The sequence below is a fragment of the Allobosea minatitlanensis genome (genome assembly GCF_964020775.1).
Genome location: NZ_OZ224509.1, coordinates 2,028,585 through 2,044,654, shown reverse-complemented (window position 1 = coordinate 2,044,654; position 16,070 = coordinate 2,028,585). Strand labels below are relative to the sequence as shown.

The following is a 16,070-nucleotide window of genomic DNA, read 5'->3' as shown; positions in this document are numbered from 1 at the left end:
TCTCGCCGGCGGGGTTCGACGGAACCGCCCTGCCCGGCATCAATCTTCAATTGGCAGTCGGGAGTAGGCAGTCGGCAGTCGGGTTCAAATCTCCCGATTGCCGACTGCCGATTGCCTACTGCCTCATTCGGCGGCTTCGGCCGGCGGCAACTCGCCCGGCTTCACCTTGTTGTTGACGAGCTCGACATTGAGGCCGAGCGAGCGCATCTCCTTGACGAGCACGTTGAAGCTCTCCGGGATACCCGCTTCGAAGTTGTCCTCGCCGCGCACGATCGACTCGTAAACCTTGGTGCGGCCCGCGACGTCGTCCGACTTCACCGTCAGCATCTCCTGCAGGGTGTAGGCGGCGCCATAGGCTTCGAGCGCCCAGACCTCCATCTCGCCGAAGCGCTGGCCGCCGAACTGCGCCTTGCCGCCCAGCGGCTGCTGGGTGACGAGCGAGTACGGACCGATCGAACGGGCGTGGATCTTGTCGTCGACCAGGTGGTGCAGCTTGAGCATGTAGATGTAGCCCATCGTCACCTTGCGGTCGAAGGGCTCGCCGGTGCGCCCGTCATAGAGCGTCGACTGACCCGAGGAATGCAGGCCGGCCTGCTCCAGGAGCCGCTCGATATCGGCCTCCTTGGCGCCGTTGAACACCGGCGTCGCGACGGGAACGCCGCGGCGCAGGTTCTGGCCCATCTCGACGAGCTCGTTCTCGTCCATCGAGGCGATGATCTCGTTGTCCTCGTAGACGGCATCGAAGGAGGCCTTCAGCGCCTTGAAGTCGTTCGTCTTCTTGTAGGCGTCGAGCGCCGCGCCGATCTGCTTGCCGAGTCCGGCGGCCGCCCAGCCCAGATGGGTCTCCAGGATCTGGCCGACATTCATGCGCGAAGGCACGCCGAGCGGGTTGAGCACGATGTCGGCATGGGTGCCGTCCTCGAGGAACGGCATGTCCTCCACCGGCACGATGCGCGAGACCACGCCCTTGTTGCCGTGGCGGCCGGCCATCTTGTCGCCGGGCTGGATCTTGCGCTTCACCGCGACGAAGACCTTGACCATCTTCATCACGCCCGGAGGCAGCTCGTCGCCGCGCTGCAGCTTCTCGACCTTGTCGAGGAAGCGCTGCTCGAGGCGCTTCTTCGACTCGTCGTACTGCTTCCGCATCGCCTCGATCTCGGTCATCAGCGAGTCTTCGGCGGTGGCGAACAGCCACCATTGCGAGCGCGGGAACTCGCTCATCACCTCGCGGGTGATGACCGTGTCCTTCTTGAAGCCCTTCGGGCCGGCGAGGCCGGTCTTGCCGGTCAGGATCTCGGCCAGGCGCGCGAAGGTGTTGCGGTCGAGGATCGCCTGCTCGTCGTCGCGGTCCTTGGCGAGACGCTCGATCTCCTCGCGCTCGATCGCCTGGGCGCGCTCGTCCTTGTCGACGCCGTGGCGGTTGAACACGCGGACCTCGACGATCGTGCCCTGCACGCCGGGCGGAACGCGCAGCGAGGTGTCGCGCACGTCCGAAGCCTTCTCGCCGAAGATGGCGCGCAAGAGCTTCTCTTCCGGGGTCATCGGGCTCTCGCCCTTCGGCGTGATCTTGCCGACGAGGATGTCGCCCGCCGCCACTTCCGCGCCGATATAGACGATGCCGGCTTCGTCGAGATTCTTCAGCGCCTCTTCCGAGACGTTCGGAATGTCGCGCGTGATCTCCTCGGGCCCGAGCTTGGTGTCGCGGGCCATGACCTCGAACTCCTCGATATGGATCGAGGTGAAGACGTCCTCGGAGACGATCTTCTCGGAGAGAAGGATCGAATCCTCGAAGTTGTAGCCGTTCCACGGCATGAACGCGACGAGCACGTTGCGGCCGAGCGCGAGCTCGCCGAACTCGGTCGACGGGCCGTCCGCGACGATGTCGCCCTTCTTGACGACGTCGCCGACGCGCACCAGCGGGCGCTGCGTGATGCAGGTCGACTGGTTGGAGCGCTGGAACTTCTGCAGCCGGTAGATGTCGACGCCCGGCTTGGTCGGGTCGGTCTCGCCCGAGGCGCGGATGACGATACGGGTCGCGTCGACCTGGTCGACGACGCCGGCGCGGCGGGCCGCGATCGCGGCGCCCGAGTCGCGGGCGACGACCGCTTCCATGCCGGTGCCGACGAAGGGCGCATCGGCGCGAACCAGCGGCACCGCCTGGCGCTGCATGTTCGAGCCCATCAGCGCGCGGTTGGCGTCGTCGTTCTCGAGGAACGGGATCAGCGCCGCGGCGACCGAGACGAGCTGCTTCGGCGACACGTCCTGAAAATCGACCTTGTCGACCGGCGTGACCACGACCTCACCGGCGCGGCGGCAGACGACGAGGTCGTCCGTCAGGCGGCCGTCCTTGTCGACGGCGGCGTTCGCCTGGGCGACGTTGTACTTCGCCTCCTCCATCGCCGAGAGATAGATCACCTCGTCCGTGACCTTGCCGTCGCGGATGCGGCGATAGGGGCTCTCGATGAAGCCGTATTTGTTCACCCGCGCGAAGGTGGCGAGCGAGTTGATCAGGCCGATATTCGGGCCTTCCGGCGTCTCGATCGGGCAGATGCGGCCGTAATGGGTCGGGTGCACGTCGCGCACCTCGAAGCCGGCGCGCTCGCGGGTCAGGCCACCCGGGCCGAGCGCCGAAAGACGACGCTTATGCGTGACTTCCGAGAGCGGGTTCGTCTGGTCCATGAACTGCGAGAGCTGCGAGGAGCCGAAGAACTCGCGCACGGCGGCGGCCGCCGGCTTGGCGTTGATCAGGTCCTGCGGCATCACCGTGTCGATGTCGACCGAGGACATGCGCTCCTTGATGGCGCGCTCCATGCGCAGCAGGCCAAGGCGGTACTGGTTCTCCATCAGCTCGCCGACCGAGCGCACGCGGCGGTTGCCGAGATGGTCGATGTCGTCGATCTCGCCCTTGCCGTCGCGCAGGTCGACCAGCGCCTTGACGACCGCGAAGATGTCCTCCTTGCGCAGGATGCGCACGGTGTCCTCGGCGTCGAGGTCGAGGCGCATGTTCATCTTGACGCGGCCGACGGCCGAGAGGTCGTAGCGCTCCGGATCGAAGAACAGCGACTGGAACATGTTCTCGGCCGTCTCGAGGGTCGGCGGCTCGCCCGGGCGCATCACGCGGTAGATGTCGAACAGGGCTTCCTCGCGGCGCGAGTTCTTGTCGACATTGAGCGTGTTGCGGATATAGGGGCCGACCGTGATGTGGTCGATGTCGAGCACCGGAATCTCGTCGAAGCCGTCGTCGACGAGCTGCTTCAGCAGCTTCTCGGTGATCTCCTCGCCGGCCTCGGCATAGACCTCGCCCGTCGCCGGGTTGACCAGGTCCTCGGCGATGTACTGGGTGTACAGGTCCTCGTCCTGCGCGCGCAGGAACTTCAGGCCCTTCTCGGCGAGCTGGCGGGCGGTGCGGGCGACGAGCTTCTTGCCGGCCTCGACCACGACCTCGCCGGTATCGGCGTCGATCAGGTCCTCGGTCGCCTTGAAGCCCTTCATGCGCTCCGCGTCGTAGGGAACGCGCCAGCCCTTGGCGTCCTTGGTATAGGTGATGGTGTTGTAGAAGCGGCTGAGGATCTCCTCGCCGTCCATGCCGAGCGCGAACAGCAGCGACGTCACCGGGATCTTGCGCTTCCGGTCGATGCGGGCATAGACGATGTCCTTGGCGTCGAACTCGATGTCGAGCCAGGAGCCGCGATAGGGGATGATGCGCGCGGCGAAGAGCAGCTTGCCCGAGGAATGGGTCTTGCCCTTGTCGTGGTCGAAGAACACGCCCGGCGAGCGATGCATCTGCGAGACGATGACGCGCTCGGTGCCGTTGACGATGAAGGTGCCGTTGTCGGTCATGAGCGGCATGTCGCCCATGTAGACGTCCTGCTCCTTGATGTCCTTGACCGACTTCGCCTGGGTGTCCGGGTCGATATCGAACACGATCAGGCGCAGGGTCACCTTGAGCGGCGCCGAGAAGGTCATGCCGCGCTGGCGGCACTCGTCGACGTCGTATTTCGGCGGCTCGAAGGTGTATTTCACGAACTCCAGCAGCGAGGCGCCGGAGAAATCGCCGATCGGGAAGACCGACTTGAAGACGGACTGAAGACCCTCGTCGGGCCGGCCACCCTTGGGTTCGTCGACCATCAGGAACTGGTCGTAGGACGCCTTCTGAACCTCGATGAGGTTCGGCATCTCCGCCACTTCCTTGAGTTTGCCGAAGAACTTGCGGACGCGCCTGCGACCCTGGAGCGAATTGACCATGTTGTTCCTCGCAATCTCTTCGGACGGCTCACCCGGTGGTCCGCGGCGACAGCCTGAGGCCGCCGGGTGAGCCGTTCGGCGCCGCATCGCGCCGACCTGCATTTCGATCGAAGCCACGCCGCCAGGTTGCGGCGGACCTCAGCAACAACTCCCGCGCACCGGCGCGGAAACGACGCAACAGCCCCGGAGGCGTAGCCGCCCCGGGACTGTCGCTCTTGACTACGGTCGGACCGGCATCAGCCGGCCCTGGCTCACTTGAGCTCGACCTTGGCGCCGACGGCCTCGAGCTGCTTCTTGAGCTTCTCGGCCTCGTCCTTGGCGACGGCTTCCTTGACCGGCTTCGGAGCGCCCTCGACCAGGTCCTTGGCTTCCTTGAGGCCGAGGCCGGTGATGGCGCGGACTTCCTTGATCACCTCGATCTTCTTGTCGCCGGCCGAGGCCAGGACGACGGTGAACTCGGACTGCTCCTCGGCGGCGGCGGCGCCGGCGGCAGCGCCACCGGCAGCCGGGCCGGCCGCAACGGCGACGGCGGCGGCGGCGGAGACGCCCCACTTCTCTTCGAGCATCTTGGCGAGGTCAGCGGCCTCGAGAACGGTGAGCGACGACAGCTCGTCGACGAGCTTGGCGAGATCGGCCATGGTTAACTTCCTGTCTTAGAGGTTCGAACGATAAGGGTGTGCTGGCTGTCAGGCCGCATTCTTGTCGGCATAGGCCTGAACCACGCGAGCCAGCTTGCCGGCGGGCGCGTTCGTGAGCTGCGCGAGCTTGGTAGCCGGGGCCTGGATGAGGCCGATGAGCTTGGCGCGCAGTTCGTCGAGCGAGGGCATCGTGGCCAGGGCCTTGACGCCGTCGGGGTTCAGGGCGGTCTTGCCCATCGCGCCGCCGAGGATGACGAGCTTGTCATTGTCCTTGGCGAAAGCGGTGGCGACCTTCGGCGCCGCGACCGGATCGCTGGAATAGGCGATCAGGGTGGGACCCGTCAGCAGCTTGCTGATGGACGCGACGTCGGTGCCTTCAAGAGCGATCTTGGCCAAGCGGTTCTTTGCGACTTTGACGGTGGCGCCATTCGCCTTCATCTCGCGACGAAGCTTCTGGAACTGGGCCACGGTCAAGCCCGCATAGTGGGCCACGACGACGACCGACGTGTTCGCAAACACATCGTTCAGCGACGCGACGGCATCTTTCTTTGCCGCTTTATCCACTGGGCTCTCTCCGGTAGGCGGCAGGCTTTTTAAGGCTCGCCGCCGGTTGCACGTGTCGCTTCCTGGAACCCCGGTTGACACCGGCGCCCCGCGAAGCGACGCTTGGTGCCCTGTCCCCGCTCCCGGACCGTTAAGGGCCGCGACCGGGCGAGATGGTTCGAACCTCTTTCCGGATCTCGCGATCCGGGATTAAGCTCTTGCACCGTCTATGCAGGCCTCTTGGCGAAATTATGCCCGGAACCGAAGCTCCGGAGCACCTGCAGTCTCAGACAGGACTGGATGATTCCGGCCCCGGAGATCGCTCTCCCGAGCCCCAACCACCCATTCTTCAGCGGAAACCCGCTGAAAAACGCGAAACGGACCCCTGCGCGCCGAACGCGCCGGAGCCCCGTCACTTATGGAAACAGGCGAGCGTCATAGCGCTTTCGCCTGCTTCTGCCAAGTAGGCTCTTGACATCCGATGTTCAAGAGCGGGTGCGGCCAGCGACCGCAGCCGGGGATCAGGCGCCGAGGACGGTGTTCGGCTCGACCTTGATGCCGGGCCCCATCGTCGAGGAGATCGCGACGCGCTGGATATAGGTGCCCTTCGCACCCGCCGGCTTGGCCTTCGAGACGGAGTCGACGAAGGCCTTGATGTTCTCCTCGAGCTTCTCGGCCGAGAACGAGGCCTTGCCGACCGCGGCGTGGACGATGCCGGCCTTCTCGACGCGGAACTCGACCGAGCCGCCCTTCGAGGCGGCGACGGCGGCGGTCACGTCCATGGTGACGGTGCCGACGCGCGGGTTCGGCATCAGGCCGCGCGGGCCGAGCACCTTGCCGAGGCGGCCGACCAGACCCATCATGTCCGGGGTCGCGATGCAGCGGTCGAAGTTGATCTCGCCCTTCTGGACCGCCTCGACCAGTTCCTCGGCGCCGACGACGTTGGCACCGGCGGCCTTGGCCTCCTCGGCCTTGGCGCCGCGGGCGAAGACGCCGACGCGCAGCGTGCGGCCCGAGCCGTTCGGCAGGTTGCAGACGCCTCGGACCATCTGGTCGGCGTGGCGGGGATCGACGCCGAGATTCATCGCGATCTCGACGGTCTCGTCGAACTTGGCGTTGGCGCGCTCCTTGATGAGCGAGACGGCCTGCTCGAGCGGATACAGCTTGGTGCGGTCAATGCCCTCACGGCCCTTGACGACGCGCTTTCCGACATGTGCCATTGTCAGCCTCCCCTCAGCCCGCGACGTCCAGGCCCATCGAGCGGGCCGAACCACGGATCATGGCCGCAGCCGCTTCGACGGTGTCGCAGTTGAGATCCGCCATCTTCTTCTCGGCGATCTCGTTGATCTGCGCAGCGGTGACCTTGCCGGCGGCGCCGCCGCGGCCCGGGGTCTTGGAGCCCGAGGTCAGACCGGCCGCCTTCTTGAGGAAGTACGAGACCGGCGGCTGCTTCATCTCGAAGGTGAAGGAGCGATCCTGATACGCGGTGATGATCACCGGGATCGGCATGCCCTTTTCCATCTGCTGGGTCTTCGCGTTGAAGGCCTTGCAGAATTCCATGATGTTGAGGCCGCGCTGACCGAGCGCGGGACCGATCGGCGGCGACGGATTGGCCGCGCCCGCCGGAACCTGAAGCTTCACGTAGCCCGTGATCTTCTTCGCCATGATGGCTGCTCCTGCCGTCCGCTCCGCTGCCTTTCGGAACGACGACGCCCCTGCCTGCCGACGTTCTCCGCCGGGGCCGGGGTGGTTGCAGTGCGTGGTGCGGCGCCTATGATCCGGCTGGCGACCGGCACGCCTCCCACGCGGTTGAGGCGCCGCCTATGGCATATCGCGCGCCGAATGGAAAGAGGATTCACGAAGCCAGCCTGTCCCAAAACCCGTGCGTTTCGCTGCCACGGCCCGCCGCTCCTGTGCCCCCTCCGCTCCCGATCCTGACGAATCCCGGCCTGCCCATGATCCCGACGCTTCCCCGAGAAGGGGCCGACCATCCGCTCTTCGCCCGCATGGACCCGCTCGACGGCCTCGAGCTTTTTCTCTGTCATCCCCGGAGAGAGCCGCTAGGCGACGCCGGCAACACGGCGATCGAGGCCTGGTATCAGGATCTGCGCAGCCGCATATCCGCCGTCTGCCGCGCCGATGCCGGCCCCCTCGCCTCGTGGAACAACACCGCGACCCGCCTCGTGCTGGCCAAGGTCGAGCAGCCGGCCGTCGCGCTGAAGCTGATGCTCTGGCGCGCGGAATCCCATCCGCTCGCCGTCAACCAGATCCTGATCCGGCGCGGGCCGATGAACGAGCGTGGCGACATCGCCGAATCCTGTCCGGATCCACGGGCACCGGCGGCCTATCGTTCGGCGCCGCAATCCAACGAGGAGCTCTGGAACGGAACCTTCGCGGCCGAGACCGCGCCTTTCGCCAGCATCGCGGAAGACATCAGCCTGATCGTCGTGACGACGACCAGGGGCGCGATGCTGACGGAGACCCGGCTCGCCGATCCCTATCATCCGCGCGTGCGGATCATCGGTTATCTCGGCAGCATCGAAAAAATCCCGCCGCAGGCCGACGATTCCCGCGCACAGCAGCTCGCGCGAGCCTTGCGCGCTGCACTCGCGGAACGCTGGCCAACCGGTCTGGCGCTGCCGCGCCTGACGAATCGCGAAGGTTGCGACGACCTGCCTTATCTCGACCGCATCGACTGGCTCGGACGCAGCGGCTTCGCCTTCGCCGCCCTGCGCGACAATGACCGGATGGTGCAGCCGCTGCTCGACTCGGTGCGTTGCCGCGAGCAGGAGATCCTCGACGCGGCGACGGACGTCATCGAAAGCTGCGACCTGTTCCCCGCGCTCAACTGGGAGCGCGCGAACGGGGCCCTCATCTTCAACCTCTGGGAGAAAGCCTGAAGCGCGCGAGCGCTCAGATCTTCTCGACCTGGCTGTATTCGAGCTCGACCGGCGTGGCGCGGCCGAAGATCGAGACCGCGACCTTGAGGCGGGCGCGGGCATGGTCGACGTCCTCGACGACGCCGTTGAACGAGGCGAAGGGGCCGTCCGCCACCTTGACCTGCTCGCCGACCTCGAAGACCACCGTCGGCTTCGGCCGCTCGATGCCCTCGGCGACCTGGCCCTTGATCCGCATCGCCTCATGCTCGGGGATCGGCATCGGCTTGGCCTTGTCGGCCCCGAGGAAGCCGGTGACCTTCGGCGTGTTCTTGATGAGGTGGTAGACCTCGTCGGTCATCTCGCACTTCACCAGCACGTAGCCGGGGAAGAACTTGCGCTCGGTGTCGACCTTGCGGCCGCGGCGGACCTCGACGACCTTCTCGGTCGGGACCAGCACCTCTTCGAACTTGTCGGCGAGATTGCGCTGCTGCGCCTGGTCGCGGATCGATTGCGCGACCTTGTTCTCGAAGTTGGAATAGGCGTGGACGATGTACCAGCGGGTGCTCACGTGCGTAATTCCGTTCAACGGGCGCCGAGGATGACGCCGAGACCCCAGCGGATGATGGCATCGGCGAAGAAGAAGAACAGGCTCGAGACGACGACCATGGCAAGCACGAGGCCCGTGGTGATCAGCGTCTCGCGGCGCGAAGGCCAGGTGACCTTGGCCGCTTCCGAGCGGACGTCCTGCAGGAACTGGAAGGGATTGGATTTCGCCATGAACCACCTCGGGTTCCGAAGCCGCCCGCGGCCCCTGCCGCAAGGCCGAATTGGCCGTCCTGAAACATTCGCGGCGCGGAACCCGGGGAGGGTTGCGCGCCGTCATCGACCGCCCTCTTACATTGCCCGGGGCCGTTAGCCAAGACCCTTTCGGGCCGCCCGCTCAGCCTCGCCGCAGCGACAGGAGCAGGAAGAAGGGCCGCTCGCGCTCCTTCGCCCAGCCCGGCTCGGCGGCGACCTGCTCGGGGCTGGGCGCCCATTCCACCAGCCGCGCCAGCGTGAAGCCCGCCCCCAGCAGCAGGTCGAGATAGGTCGCGACGGTGCGATGGCGCTTGACCACGCCCGGCGCGAGCCAGTCGCTGACTCGTTCGCCCTCGTCGAGATAGCCGTTGACCGGCCAGGCCGCGCGGCCGTCGGCGTCGGTCAGCCAGCCCTGCCGCGCCGGCGCCGTCATGATCGGGTGCTCGACCGAGCAGACCAGCGCGCCGCCGGGCTTCAGCGCGGCATGGACGCGGCCGAACAGCCCGGCGAGATCGGCGATGTAGTGGAAGGCGAGCGAGCTGTAGGCCAGGTCGAAGCGCCCGGCCGCCGGCGCGAAGCATTCGAGATCGGCCCGCTCATAGGCGATGCGGGGATCGGCCGTCTCCCGGCGCGCCCGCTCCAGCATCTTCCCGGAGACGTCGACGCCGAGCACGCTCGCCGCCCCCTGCTCCGCCGCGAAGCGGCAGAACCAGCCGAAGCCGCAGCCGAGATCGAGCGCACGCCTGCCGGCGAGGTCCGGCAGCATGGCCCGCAGCACCGGCCATTCCGGCGCGCCGGCCAGCCCGTGAACGGAGCGCGGGAGCTGGCTATAGCCCGCGAAAAAGGTGTCGTCGTCGTAGATGTTCTGGGTCATTGCGCTTCGCCTGCCTGCTCGGGCGATCGGCGCATCAGTCGCGAAGGAAGCGACTGGCAGGGGCAGCAGGGCTCGAACCCGCGACCTGCGGTTTTGGAGACCGCCGCTCTACCAACTGAGCTATACCCCTGCAGGTGGGCGTCATGTGCCCCAAGGCGCGGCGCATTTCAAGTCGAAATCGCGCGCCCTCCTCATTTCCGATACGGGCCGAGCTCGCGGGCGTAGCGCTCGACCAGCTTCAAGCCGAATGCGGTCGGCCTCAGCGCCGGGCCGCGGTCGTGGATCGGGATGCCCGCCCGCGCTCCGAAGATGCGCTTGCCGTAGCAGAGCAACGTCTCGATCGACTGCATGATGAAGGTGATCGCCGGCAGAACCTCGCGATAGGCGGCCTCGGCCCCCGCCTCGTCCCCCGCCTTGTAGAGGTTGTAGCTCCGCAGCGCGTAGTCAATCGTATCGGGCGCCAGGATCATGCCGATGCAGCCGGCGCGGAAATTGTCGACGAGCTCGAGGCCGCCGCGCCCGTTCAGGATCGGCAAGCGGCCCTCGGTCACGGCGATCAGCCGCTCGATCTCGATGACCGAGCCCTCGCCCTTGATCAGGCTGATGTTCGGATGCCGCCGCGTCAGCTCGCGGATGTCCTCGGCCGAGAGGCCGCGCCCCATATAGGCCGGCGCGTTCTGGATCGCGACCGGCAGCGTGGTCTGATCGGCGATCCGGCCGAAGAAGCGGATATATTCGGCGGCGCCGAAGCTGCCGACCATCGGCGGCTGGAGAATCACCCAGTCGGCCCCGTTCTGCTCGGCGACCTTGACCAGTTCGACCTGCTCCGCCACCGAGGAACCGAAGATGGTGAAGGCGAGCGGCTTCCTGCCGGCCACGTCCTCCGCCATCCATTCCATCACGGTGCAGCGCTCGCTGAAGCTCAGCTTGGAGACTTCGGTGGCCAGCCCCAGCGCCGCCATGCCCTGCACGTCGAGATCGAGGCTGATCCCGGCCTGCTTGCGCATCGCCGCGCGGTCGAGCCGCTCATGCTCGTCGAACAGCGCGAAGACGATCGAATGAATGCCGGGAAACGGCGGCTTGAACGACATGGGCAGGCTCCTCCGCAGCGGGAGCGGCTGATCCGCTCTCTCCCGGCGATTGAGAGCATGGATCGCCGGCTCCGAGCAGCCCCCCGGGGCTGGCGCCGCCCCTGCGCCCAGGGCATGGACCCGAAAATGGCCCCGAAAGGCCCCTCGCAACGAAAAAGGGCGGTGTCGCCACCGCCCTTTCCCCATTCGCTCTGCGTGACGTCGATCAGGCGATGATCGAAGCGACGACGCCGGCGCCAACGGTGCGTCCGCCTTCGCGGATGGCGAAGCGCAGCTTCTCCTCCATCGCGATCGGGGCGATCAGCGTCACCTCCATCGAGATGTTGTCGCCCGGCATCACCATCTCCGTGCCTTCCGGCAGCGTCACCACGCCGGTCACATCCGTCGTGCGGAAGTAGAACTGCGGGCGGTAGTTGGTGAAGAACGGCGTGTGGCGACCGCCCTCTTCCTTGGTCAGGATATAGGCCTCGGCCGTGAACTTGGTATGCGGCTTCACCGAGCCCGGCTTGCACAGCACCTGGCCGCGCTCGACGTCCTCGCGCTTCGTGCCGCGCAGCAGCGCCCCGATGTTGTCGCCCGCCTGGCCCTGGTCCAGCAGCTTGCGGAACATCTCGACGCCCGTCACCGTCGTCTTCACCGTGTCCTTCAGCCCGACGATCTCGATTTCCTCGCCGACCTTCACGATCCCGCGCTCGACGCGGCCCGTCACCACCGTGCCGCGCCCCGAGATCGAGAACACGTCCTCGACCGGCATCAGGAACGGCTGGTCCACCGGACGCTCCGGCTGCGGGATGTACTCGTCGACCGTCTTCATCAGCGCGATCACCGCGTCGTGCCCGATCTCCGGCGTCACGCCGTCCAGCGCGGCCTTCGCCGAGCCCTTGGTGATCGGGATGTCGTCGCCGGGGAAGTCGTATTTCGACAGAAGCTCGCGGATCTCCATCTCGACCAGCTCGAGCAGCTCCGCGTCGTCGACCAGGTCGACCTTGTTCATGAACACCACCAGCGCCGGAACGCCGACCTGCCGCGCCAGCAGGATGTGCTCGCGCGTCTGCGGCATCGGGCCGTCAGCCGCCGAAACAACCAGGATCGCCCCGTCCATCTGCGCCGCGCCCGTGATCATGTTCTTCACATAGTCGGCGTGCCCGGGGCAGTCGACATGCGCATAGTGACGGTTCGGCGTCTCGTACTCGACATGCGACGTCGAGATCGTGATCCCGCGCGCCTTCTCCTCAGGAGCCTTGTCGATCTGGTCATACGCCGTGAACGACGCTCCGCCAGCCTCCGCCAGAACCTTCGTGATCGCAGCCGTCAAAGACGTCTTGCCATGGTCAACGTGACCAATCGTTCCAATGTTGCAGTGCGGCTTCGTCCGCGAAAACTTCTCTTTGGCCATGACACCCTTGTCCTCGAAGGCGGCCCTCCGGGGCCTTGAAACGGGGGTCGCATTAGGGGTTTTTGCGAGCGGATGCAAGAACGCTCGCGAACAAGAACGCTCGCGATCGGCCGCGATCGCCCGGCGTGCGCCGGGCGGCGCGGAGGCCGGTCCCGTGCCGGCGGGCAGGCAACCTTCCGCGCGTCGCTTGCGCCGCAGGCCCGGGCGGTTAAGGTCCCGACATCTGCGGGGGACGGAATGCTGCGAGGAAACGCGACGAGTTTGTGCTGCGGCCTTGCCCTGCTCGGCGCCGCCTGGAGCGGGCCGGCGGCAGCCGGGGAGCCGGCGCCGCCATCGAAGCCCGCGCGGGAATGGGCCCTCCTCGTCAGCCCCTATGTCTGGGGCGCCTCCCTGCGGGGCAAGGGCTCGCTCGCCGGCATCGACACCAGGATCGACATCCCCTTCTCCGAGGTCCTCGAAAATCTCGACCTGGCGGTGATGGGCAATGTCGAGGTCACCAATGGCCGCTTCGGCTTCTATCTCGACGGCCAATATGTCGAGACCAGCCAGCACGAGCATCTGCTGGCCCGGCGGATCTCGCTGCGCATCGCCACCACCCGGCTCTCCGCCGGTGCCTTCTTCAAGCTTTACGAGACGGAACTCGGCGGGTCGACGGTGTTCGGCCGGCCGCGGACGCTCTCCCTCGAACCGACCGCCGGCCTGCGCTGGACGAGGCTGTCGGGCGATGTCGGCCTGTTCGGCCTCGGCTTCGGCAAGGCGTCGGGATGGTACGACCCCTTCGCCGGCGTGAGGGTCAACGCCGACCTGACGGATCGCTGGAACCTCGCCGCCGAGGCCGATATCGGCGGGACCGGCCAGTCCCGGTACAGCCTCCACGCGCAGGCCTATCTCGGCTACCGTACGCTGCTCTTCGGCCATGAGACGACCTTGCGCGCCGGCTACCGCGCCATCCGCCAGAGCTACGCGGCGGACGACTTCACCGGGCGGAACCGCTTCCGCTGGAACGTGACGCAGCACGGCCCGGCCATCGGGCTGACGATGCGCTTTTGAACCCCGAGACCAGGAGTATGGAAACGATGGCCCGAGACCTTCGCCGCCCCGGACGCCGCCTCGCGGCCTGCGTCCTCGCCGCCGCCCTGCTCGCGCAATCCGCCGCCGAAGCCTGCACGCGGCTGGTCTATTTCGGCGCCGAGGGCCGGGTGATGACGGCGCGCTCGATGGACTGGAAGAGCGATATCGCGACCAATCTCTGGATCATGCCGCGCGGCGTCGCGCGCGATGGCGAGACCGGCCCCAACACGATCCGCTGGACCTCGAAATACGGCAGCGTGATCGCCTCTGGCTACGACATCTCGACCACGGACGGCCTCAACGAGGCCGGGCTTTCCGCCAACCTGCTCTGGCTGGTGGAGTCGGACTATCCCAAGTTCGACGACCGCTCGAAGCCGGGCCTGACCATCGCGGCCTGGGCGCAATATGTGCTCGACAATTTCGCCACGGTCGCGGAGGCGGTGGCGGCGCTGCGCCAGGAGCCCTTCACCATCGTCACCGACGCCGTGCCCGGCGAATTGCGGCTCGCGACGCTGCACCTGTCGATGTCGGACGCCACCGGCGACAGCGCCATCGTCGAATATATCGGCGGGCGCCAGGTCATCCACCACGACCGCAAATACCAGGTGATGACCAACTCCCCGATCTTCGACAAGCAGCTCGCGCTCAACGAATACTGGAAGCAGATCGGCGGCACGGTGATGCTGCCCGGGACGAACCGCGCCGCCGACCGCTTCGCCCGCGCCTCCTTCTACGTGAACGCGATCCCGAAATTCGAGGACCCCAACCGCGCCGTCGCCAGCGTCTTCAGCGTGATCCGCAACGTCTCGGTGCCGTTCGGGCTGAACACGCCCGAGGAGCCCAATATCTCCTCGACCCGCTGGCGCACGGTCGTCGACCATGCCCGCAAGCTCTATTTCTTCGAATTGGCACTGACGCCGAACACCTTCTGGGTCGACCTCAACAAGATCGACTTCTCCCCGGCGGGCGGCACGCGCAAGCTCGACCTCGGCCCCGACCAGGATCATCTCTACTCCGGCGACGCGACCGGGCAGTTCGTACCGGCGAAGCCCTTCACCTTCCTTGGCGTCAAGAGCTAAGAGCATTGGCCCGAAAAGGGAGTGCGATTTTCGGCAAAGCTTCGGGCGCGGCTAGAGCATCGGACCGAAAAGTGGAATCCACTTTTCGGGAAAATCCGATGCACCAGCAATGAGATAGATCATCGTTACCGCCTCCCAAAGGACACGCGATGATCTAGCGGAACACCCGCCGGTAGCGCGCCACCGCCTCCGGTTCGCCCGAGACCTTTTCGGGATTGTCGGAGAGCTTCACCGCCGGGCGCCCGTTCGCCCGGGTCACCTTGCAGACCAGCGACATCGGGTCGAGCTCGCGCGAGCCGTCCGGCGAGCAGCCGACGAGATCGTTGGTCAGGTCCGTGCCCCAGCCGAAGGCCATGCGCACCTTGCCGTCGAAATGATGGTAGACGCGCTCGATCGCCTCGACATCGAGCCCGTCGGAGAAGACCAGCAGCTTCTCGCGCGGGTCGCGCCCGTGCTCGCGCCACCAGCGGATGATGGTTTCGCCGGCCGGGATCGGCGGCGCGCTGTCCGGCCGGAAGCCGGTCCAGTCCGCCACCCAGTCCGGCGCATGGCGCAGGAAGCTCTGCGTGCCGAAGGCGTCCGGCAGCGCGATCAGGAGGTTGCCGCCATAGACCTGGCGCCACTCGTCGAGGACGCGATAGGGCGCGCGCAGCAGTTCCTCGTCCGAATCGGCCAGCGCCGCCAGCACCATCGGCAATTCATGGGCGTTGGTGCCGATCGCCTCGAGATCGGTATCCATGGCGAGCAGCACGTTGGAGGTGCCGGTGAAGGCCGGCCCCAGCCCCTCCTTCAGCGCCAGCACGCACCAGCGCTGCCAGAGATGGCCATGACGCCGGCGCGTGCCGAAATCGGAAAGCTTCAGGTTCGGCAGCTTCTGCAGCCGCTCGACCTTGTCCCACATCTTCGCCTTGGCGCGGGCATAGAGCACGTCGAGCGAGAAGCGCCGCTGGCCGAGCATGACGCGGCGGGCGCGCAATTCGTTGATGATGGCGAGCGCCGGCACCTCCCACATCGTGGTGTGGGTCCAGGGGCCGTCGAAATGCAGCTCGTACTGGCCGTCGACCTTGCGCAGATCGTATTCGGGCAATTGGAAATCGGCCAGCCAGGCCATGAAATCCGGCGAGAACATCTGCGTCTTGCCATAGAAGCTATTGCCGGCCAGCCAGATCAGCTCCTTCTTGGTGAAGCGCAACGAGCGGGCATGGTCGAGCTGGGCCCGCAATTCGGCTTCGTCGACGATGTCGGCGAGGCGGATATGCTTCGAGCGGTTGATCAGCGAGAAGGTGACGCGGACCTCCGGGTGGAAGGCCCGGATCATCTGCAGCATCAGAAGCTTGTAGAAATCGGTGTCGAGCAGGCTGCGGATGATCGGATCGAGCCGCCAGCCGTGATTATAGGTCCGCGTCGCGATGTCGGCGTAGATCATATCGGCATCAGATCCGGGGGTTCGGCGGCA

At 66.5% G+C, this 16,070-nt stretch carries 14 protein-coding genes and 1 tRNA gene; 3 read left to right on the top strand and 12 right to left on the bottom strand.

Annotated features, from left to right (window positions below):
* Positions 1 to 123 precede the first annotated feature (123 nt).
* The 5 genes from rpoB to rplK form a co-directional block, all read right to left on the bottom strand.
* On the bottom strand, positions 124 to 4,245 hold the full coding sequence (gene rpoB / locus ACWH43_RS10110; protein WP_158445923.1) for a DNA-directed RNA polymerase subunit beta: 4,122 nt from the start codon (positions 4,243 to 4,245) through the stop codon (positions 124 to 126).
* 251 nt (positions 4,246 to 4,496) lie between these two features.
* Positions 4,497 to 4,883, bottom strand: coding sequence for a 50S ribosomal protein L7/L12 (gene rplL / locus ACWH43_RS10105; protein ID WP_158445922.1), 387 nt, complete (start codon positions 4,881 to 4,883; stop codon positions 4,497 to 4,499).
* A 48-nt stretch (positions 4,884 to 4,931) separates the two neighbouring features.
* The gene (gene rplJ, locus ACWH43_RS10100) at positions 4,932 to 5,447 is read right to left on the bottom strand and encodes a 50S ribosomal protein L10 (RefSeq protein ID WP_158445921.1); all 516 of its coding nucleotides are present in this window, start codon (positions 5,445 to 5,447) and stop codon (positions 4,932 to 4,934) included.
* A 500-nt stretch (positions 5,448 to 5,947) separates the two neighbouring features.
* Positions 5,948 to 6,646: a 50S ribosomal protein L1 gene (gene rplA / locus ACWH43_RS10095; protein WP_448153452.1), complete on the bottom strand. Its 699-nt coding sequence runs from the start codon at positions 6,644 to 6,646 to the stop codon at positions 5,948 to 5,950.
* A 13-nt stretch (positions 6,647 to 6,659) separates the two neighbouring features.
* Complete coding sequence (gene rplK / locus ACWH43_RS10090; RefSeq protein ID WP_055729730.1) at positions 6,660 to 7,091, bottom strand: 50S ribosomal protein L11; 432 nt, start codon at positions 7,089 to 7,091, stop codon at positions 6,660 to 6,662.
* Between the two features lie 290 nt (positions 7,092 to 7,381).
* Between rplK and ACWH43_RS10085 the strand changes: the two genes are divergently transcribed.
* Positions 7,382 to 8,326: a hypothetical protein gene (locus ACWH43_RS10085; protein WP_158445919.1), complete on the top strand. Its 945-nt coding sequence runs from the start codon at positions 7,382 to 7,384 to the stop codon at positions 8,324 to 8,326.
* Between the two features lie 13 nt (positions 8,327 to 8,339).
* Here the strand turns inward: ACWH43_RS10085 and nusG are convergent, their stop codons facing one another.
* The 6 genes from nusG to tuf form a co-directional block, all read right to left on the bottom strand.
* Complete coding sequence (gene nusG, locus ACWH43_RS10080) at positions 8,340 to 8,873, bottom strand: transcription termination/antitermination protein NusG (RefSeq protein WP_158445918.1); 534 nt, start codon at positions 8,871 to 8,873, stop codon at positions 8,340 to 8,342.
* 14 nt (positions 8,874 to 8,887) lie between these two features.
* Positions 8,888 to 9,082: a preprotein translocase subunit SecE gene (gene secE, locus ACWH43_RS10075; protein WP_158445917.1), complete on the bottom strand. Its 195-nt coding sequence runs from the start codon at positions 9,080 to 9,082 to the stop codon at positions 8,888 to 8,890.
* Positions 9,083 to 9,245: 163 nt separating this feature from the next.
* Positions 9,246 to 9,977 carry a class I SAM-dependent methyltransferase gene (locus ACWH43_RS10070; protein ID WP_158445916.1) on the bottom strand — a complete coding sequence of 244 codons (732 nt, stop codon included), beginning with the start codon at positions 9,975 to 9,977 and terminating at the stop codon, positions 9,246 to 9,248.
* 54 nt (positions 9,978 to 10,031) lie between these two features.
* Positions 10,032 to 10,107, bottom strand: a tRNA-Trp gene (locus ACWH43_RS10065).
* Between the two features lie 61 nt (positions 10,108 to 10,168).
* Positions 10,169 to 11,068: a dihydrodipicolinate synthase family protein gene (locus ACWH43_RS10060; protein WP_158445915.1), complete on the bottom strand. Its 900-nt coding sequence runs from the start codon at positions 11,066 to 11,068 to the stop codon at positions 10,169 to 10,171.
* A 205-nt stretch (positions 11,069 to 11,273) separates the two neighbouring features.
* On the bottom strand, positions 11,274 to 12,464 hold the full coding sequence (gene tuf / locus ACWH43_RS10055; RefSeq protein WP_158446298.1) for an elongation factor Tu: 1,191 nt from the start codon (positions 12,462 to 12,464) through the stop codon (positions 11,274 to 11,276).
* Positions 12,465 to 12,701: 237 nt separating this feature from the next.
* Between tuf and ACWH43_RS10050 the strand changes: the two genes are divergently transcribed.
* Together ACWH43_RS10050 and ACWH43_RS10045 are read left to right on the top strand one after the other, a co-directional pair.
* Positions 12,702 to 13,514: a hypothetical protein gene (locus tag ACWH43_RS10050; protein ID WP_260349316.1), complete on the top strand. Its 813-nt coding sequence runs from the start codon at positions 12,702 to 12,704 to the stop codon at positions 13,512 to 13,514.
* 26 nt (positions 13,515 to 13,540) lie between these two features.
* Positions 13,541 to 14,614 carry a linear amide C-N hydrolase gene (locus ACWH43_RS10045; protein ID WP_448153451.1) on the top strand — a complete coding sequence of 358 codons (1,074 nt, stop codon included), beginning with the start codon at positions 13,541 to 13,543 and terminating at the stop codon, positions 14,612 to 14,614.
* Positions 14,615 to 14,768: 154 nt separating this feature from the next.
* Here the strand turns inward: ACWH43_RS10045 and pncB are convergent, their stop codons facing one another.
* The gene (pncB, locus tag ACWH43_RS10040; RefSeq protein WP_158444473.1) at positions 14,769 to 16,040 is read right to left on the bottom strand and encodes a nicotinate phosphoribosyltransferase; all 1,272 of its coding nucleotides are present in this window, start codon (positions 16,038 to 16,040) and stop codon (positions 14,769 to 14,771) included.
* Positions 16,041 to 16,070: the final 30 nt, after the last annotated feature.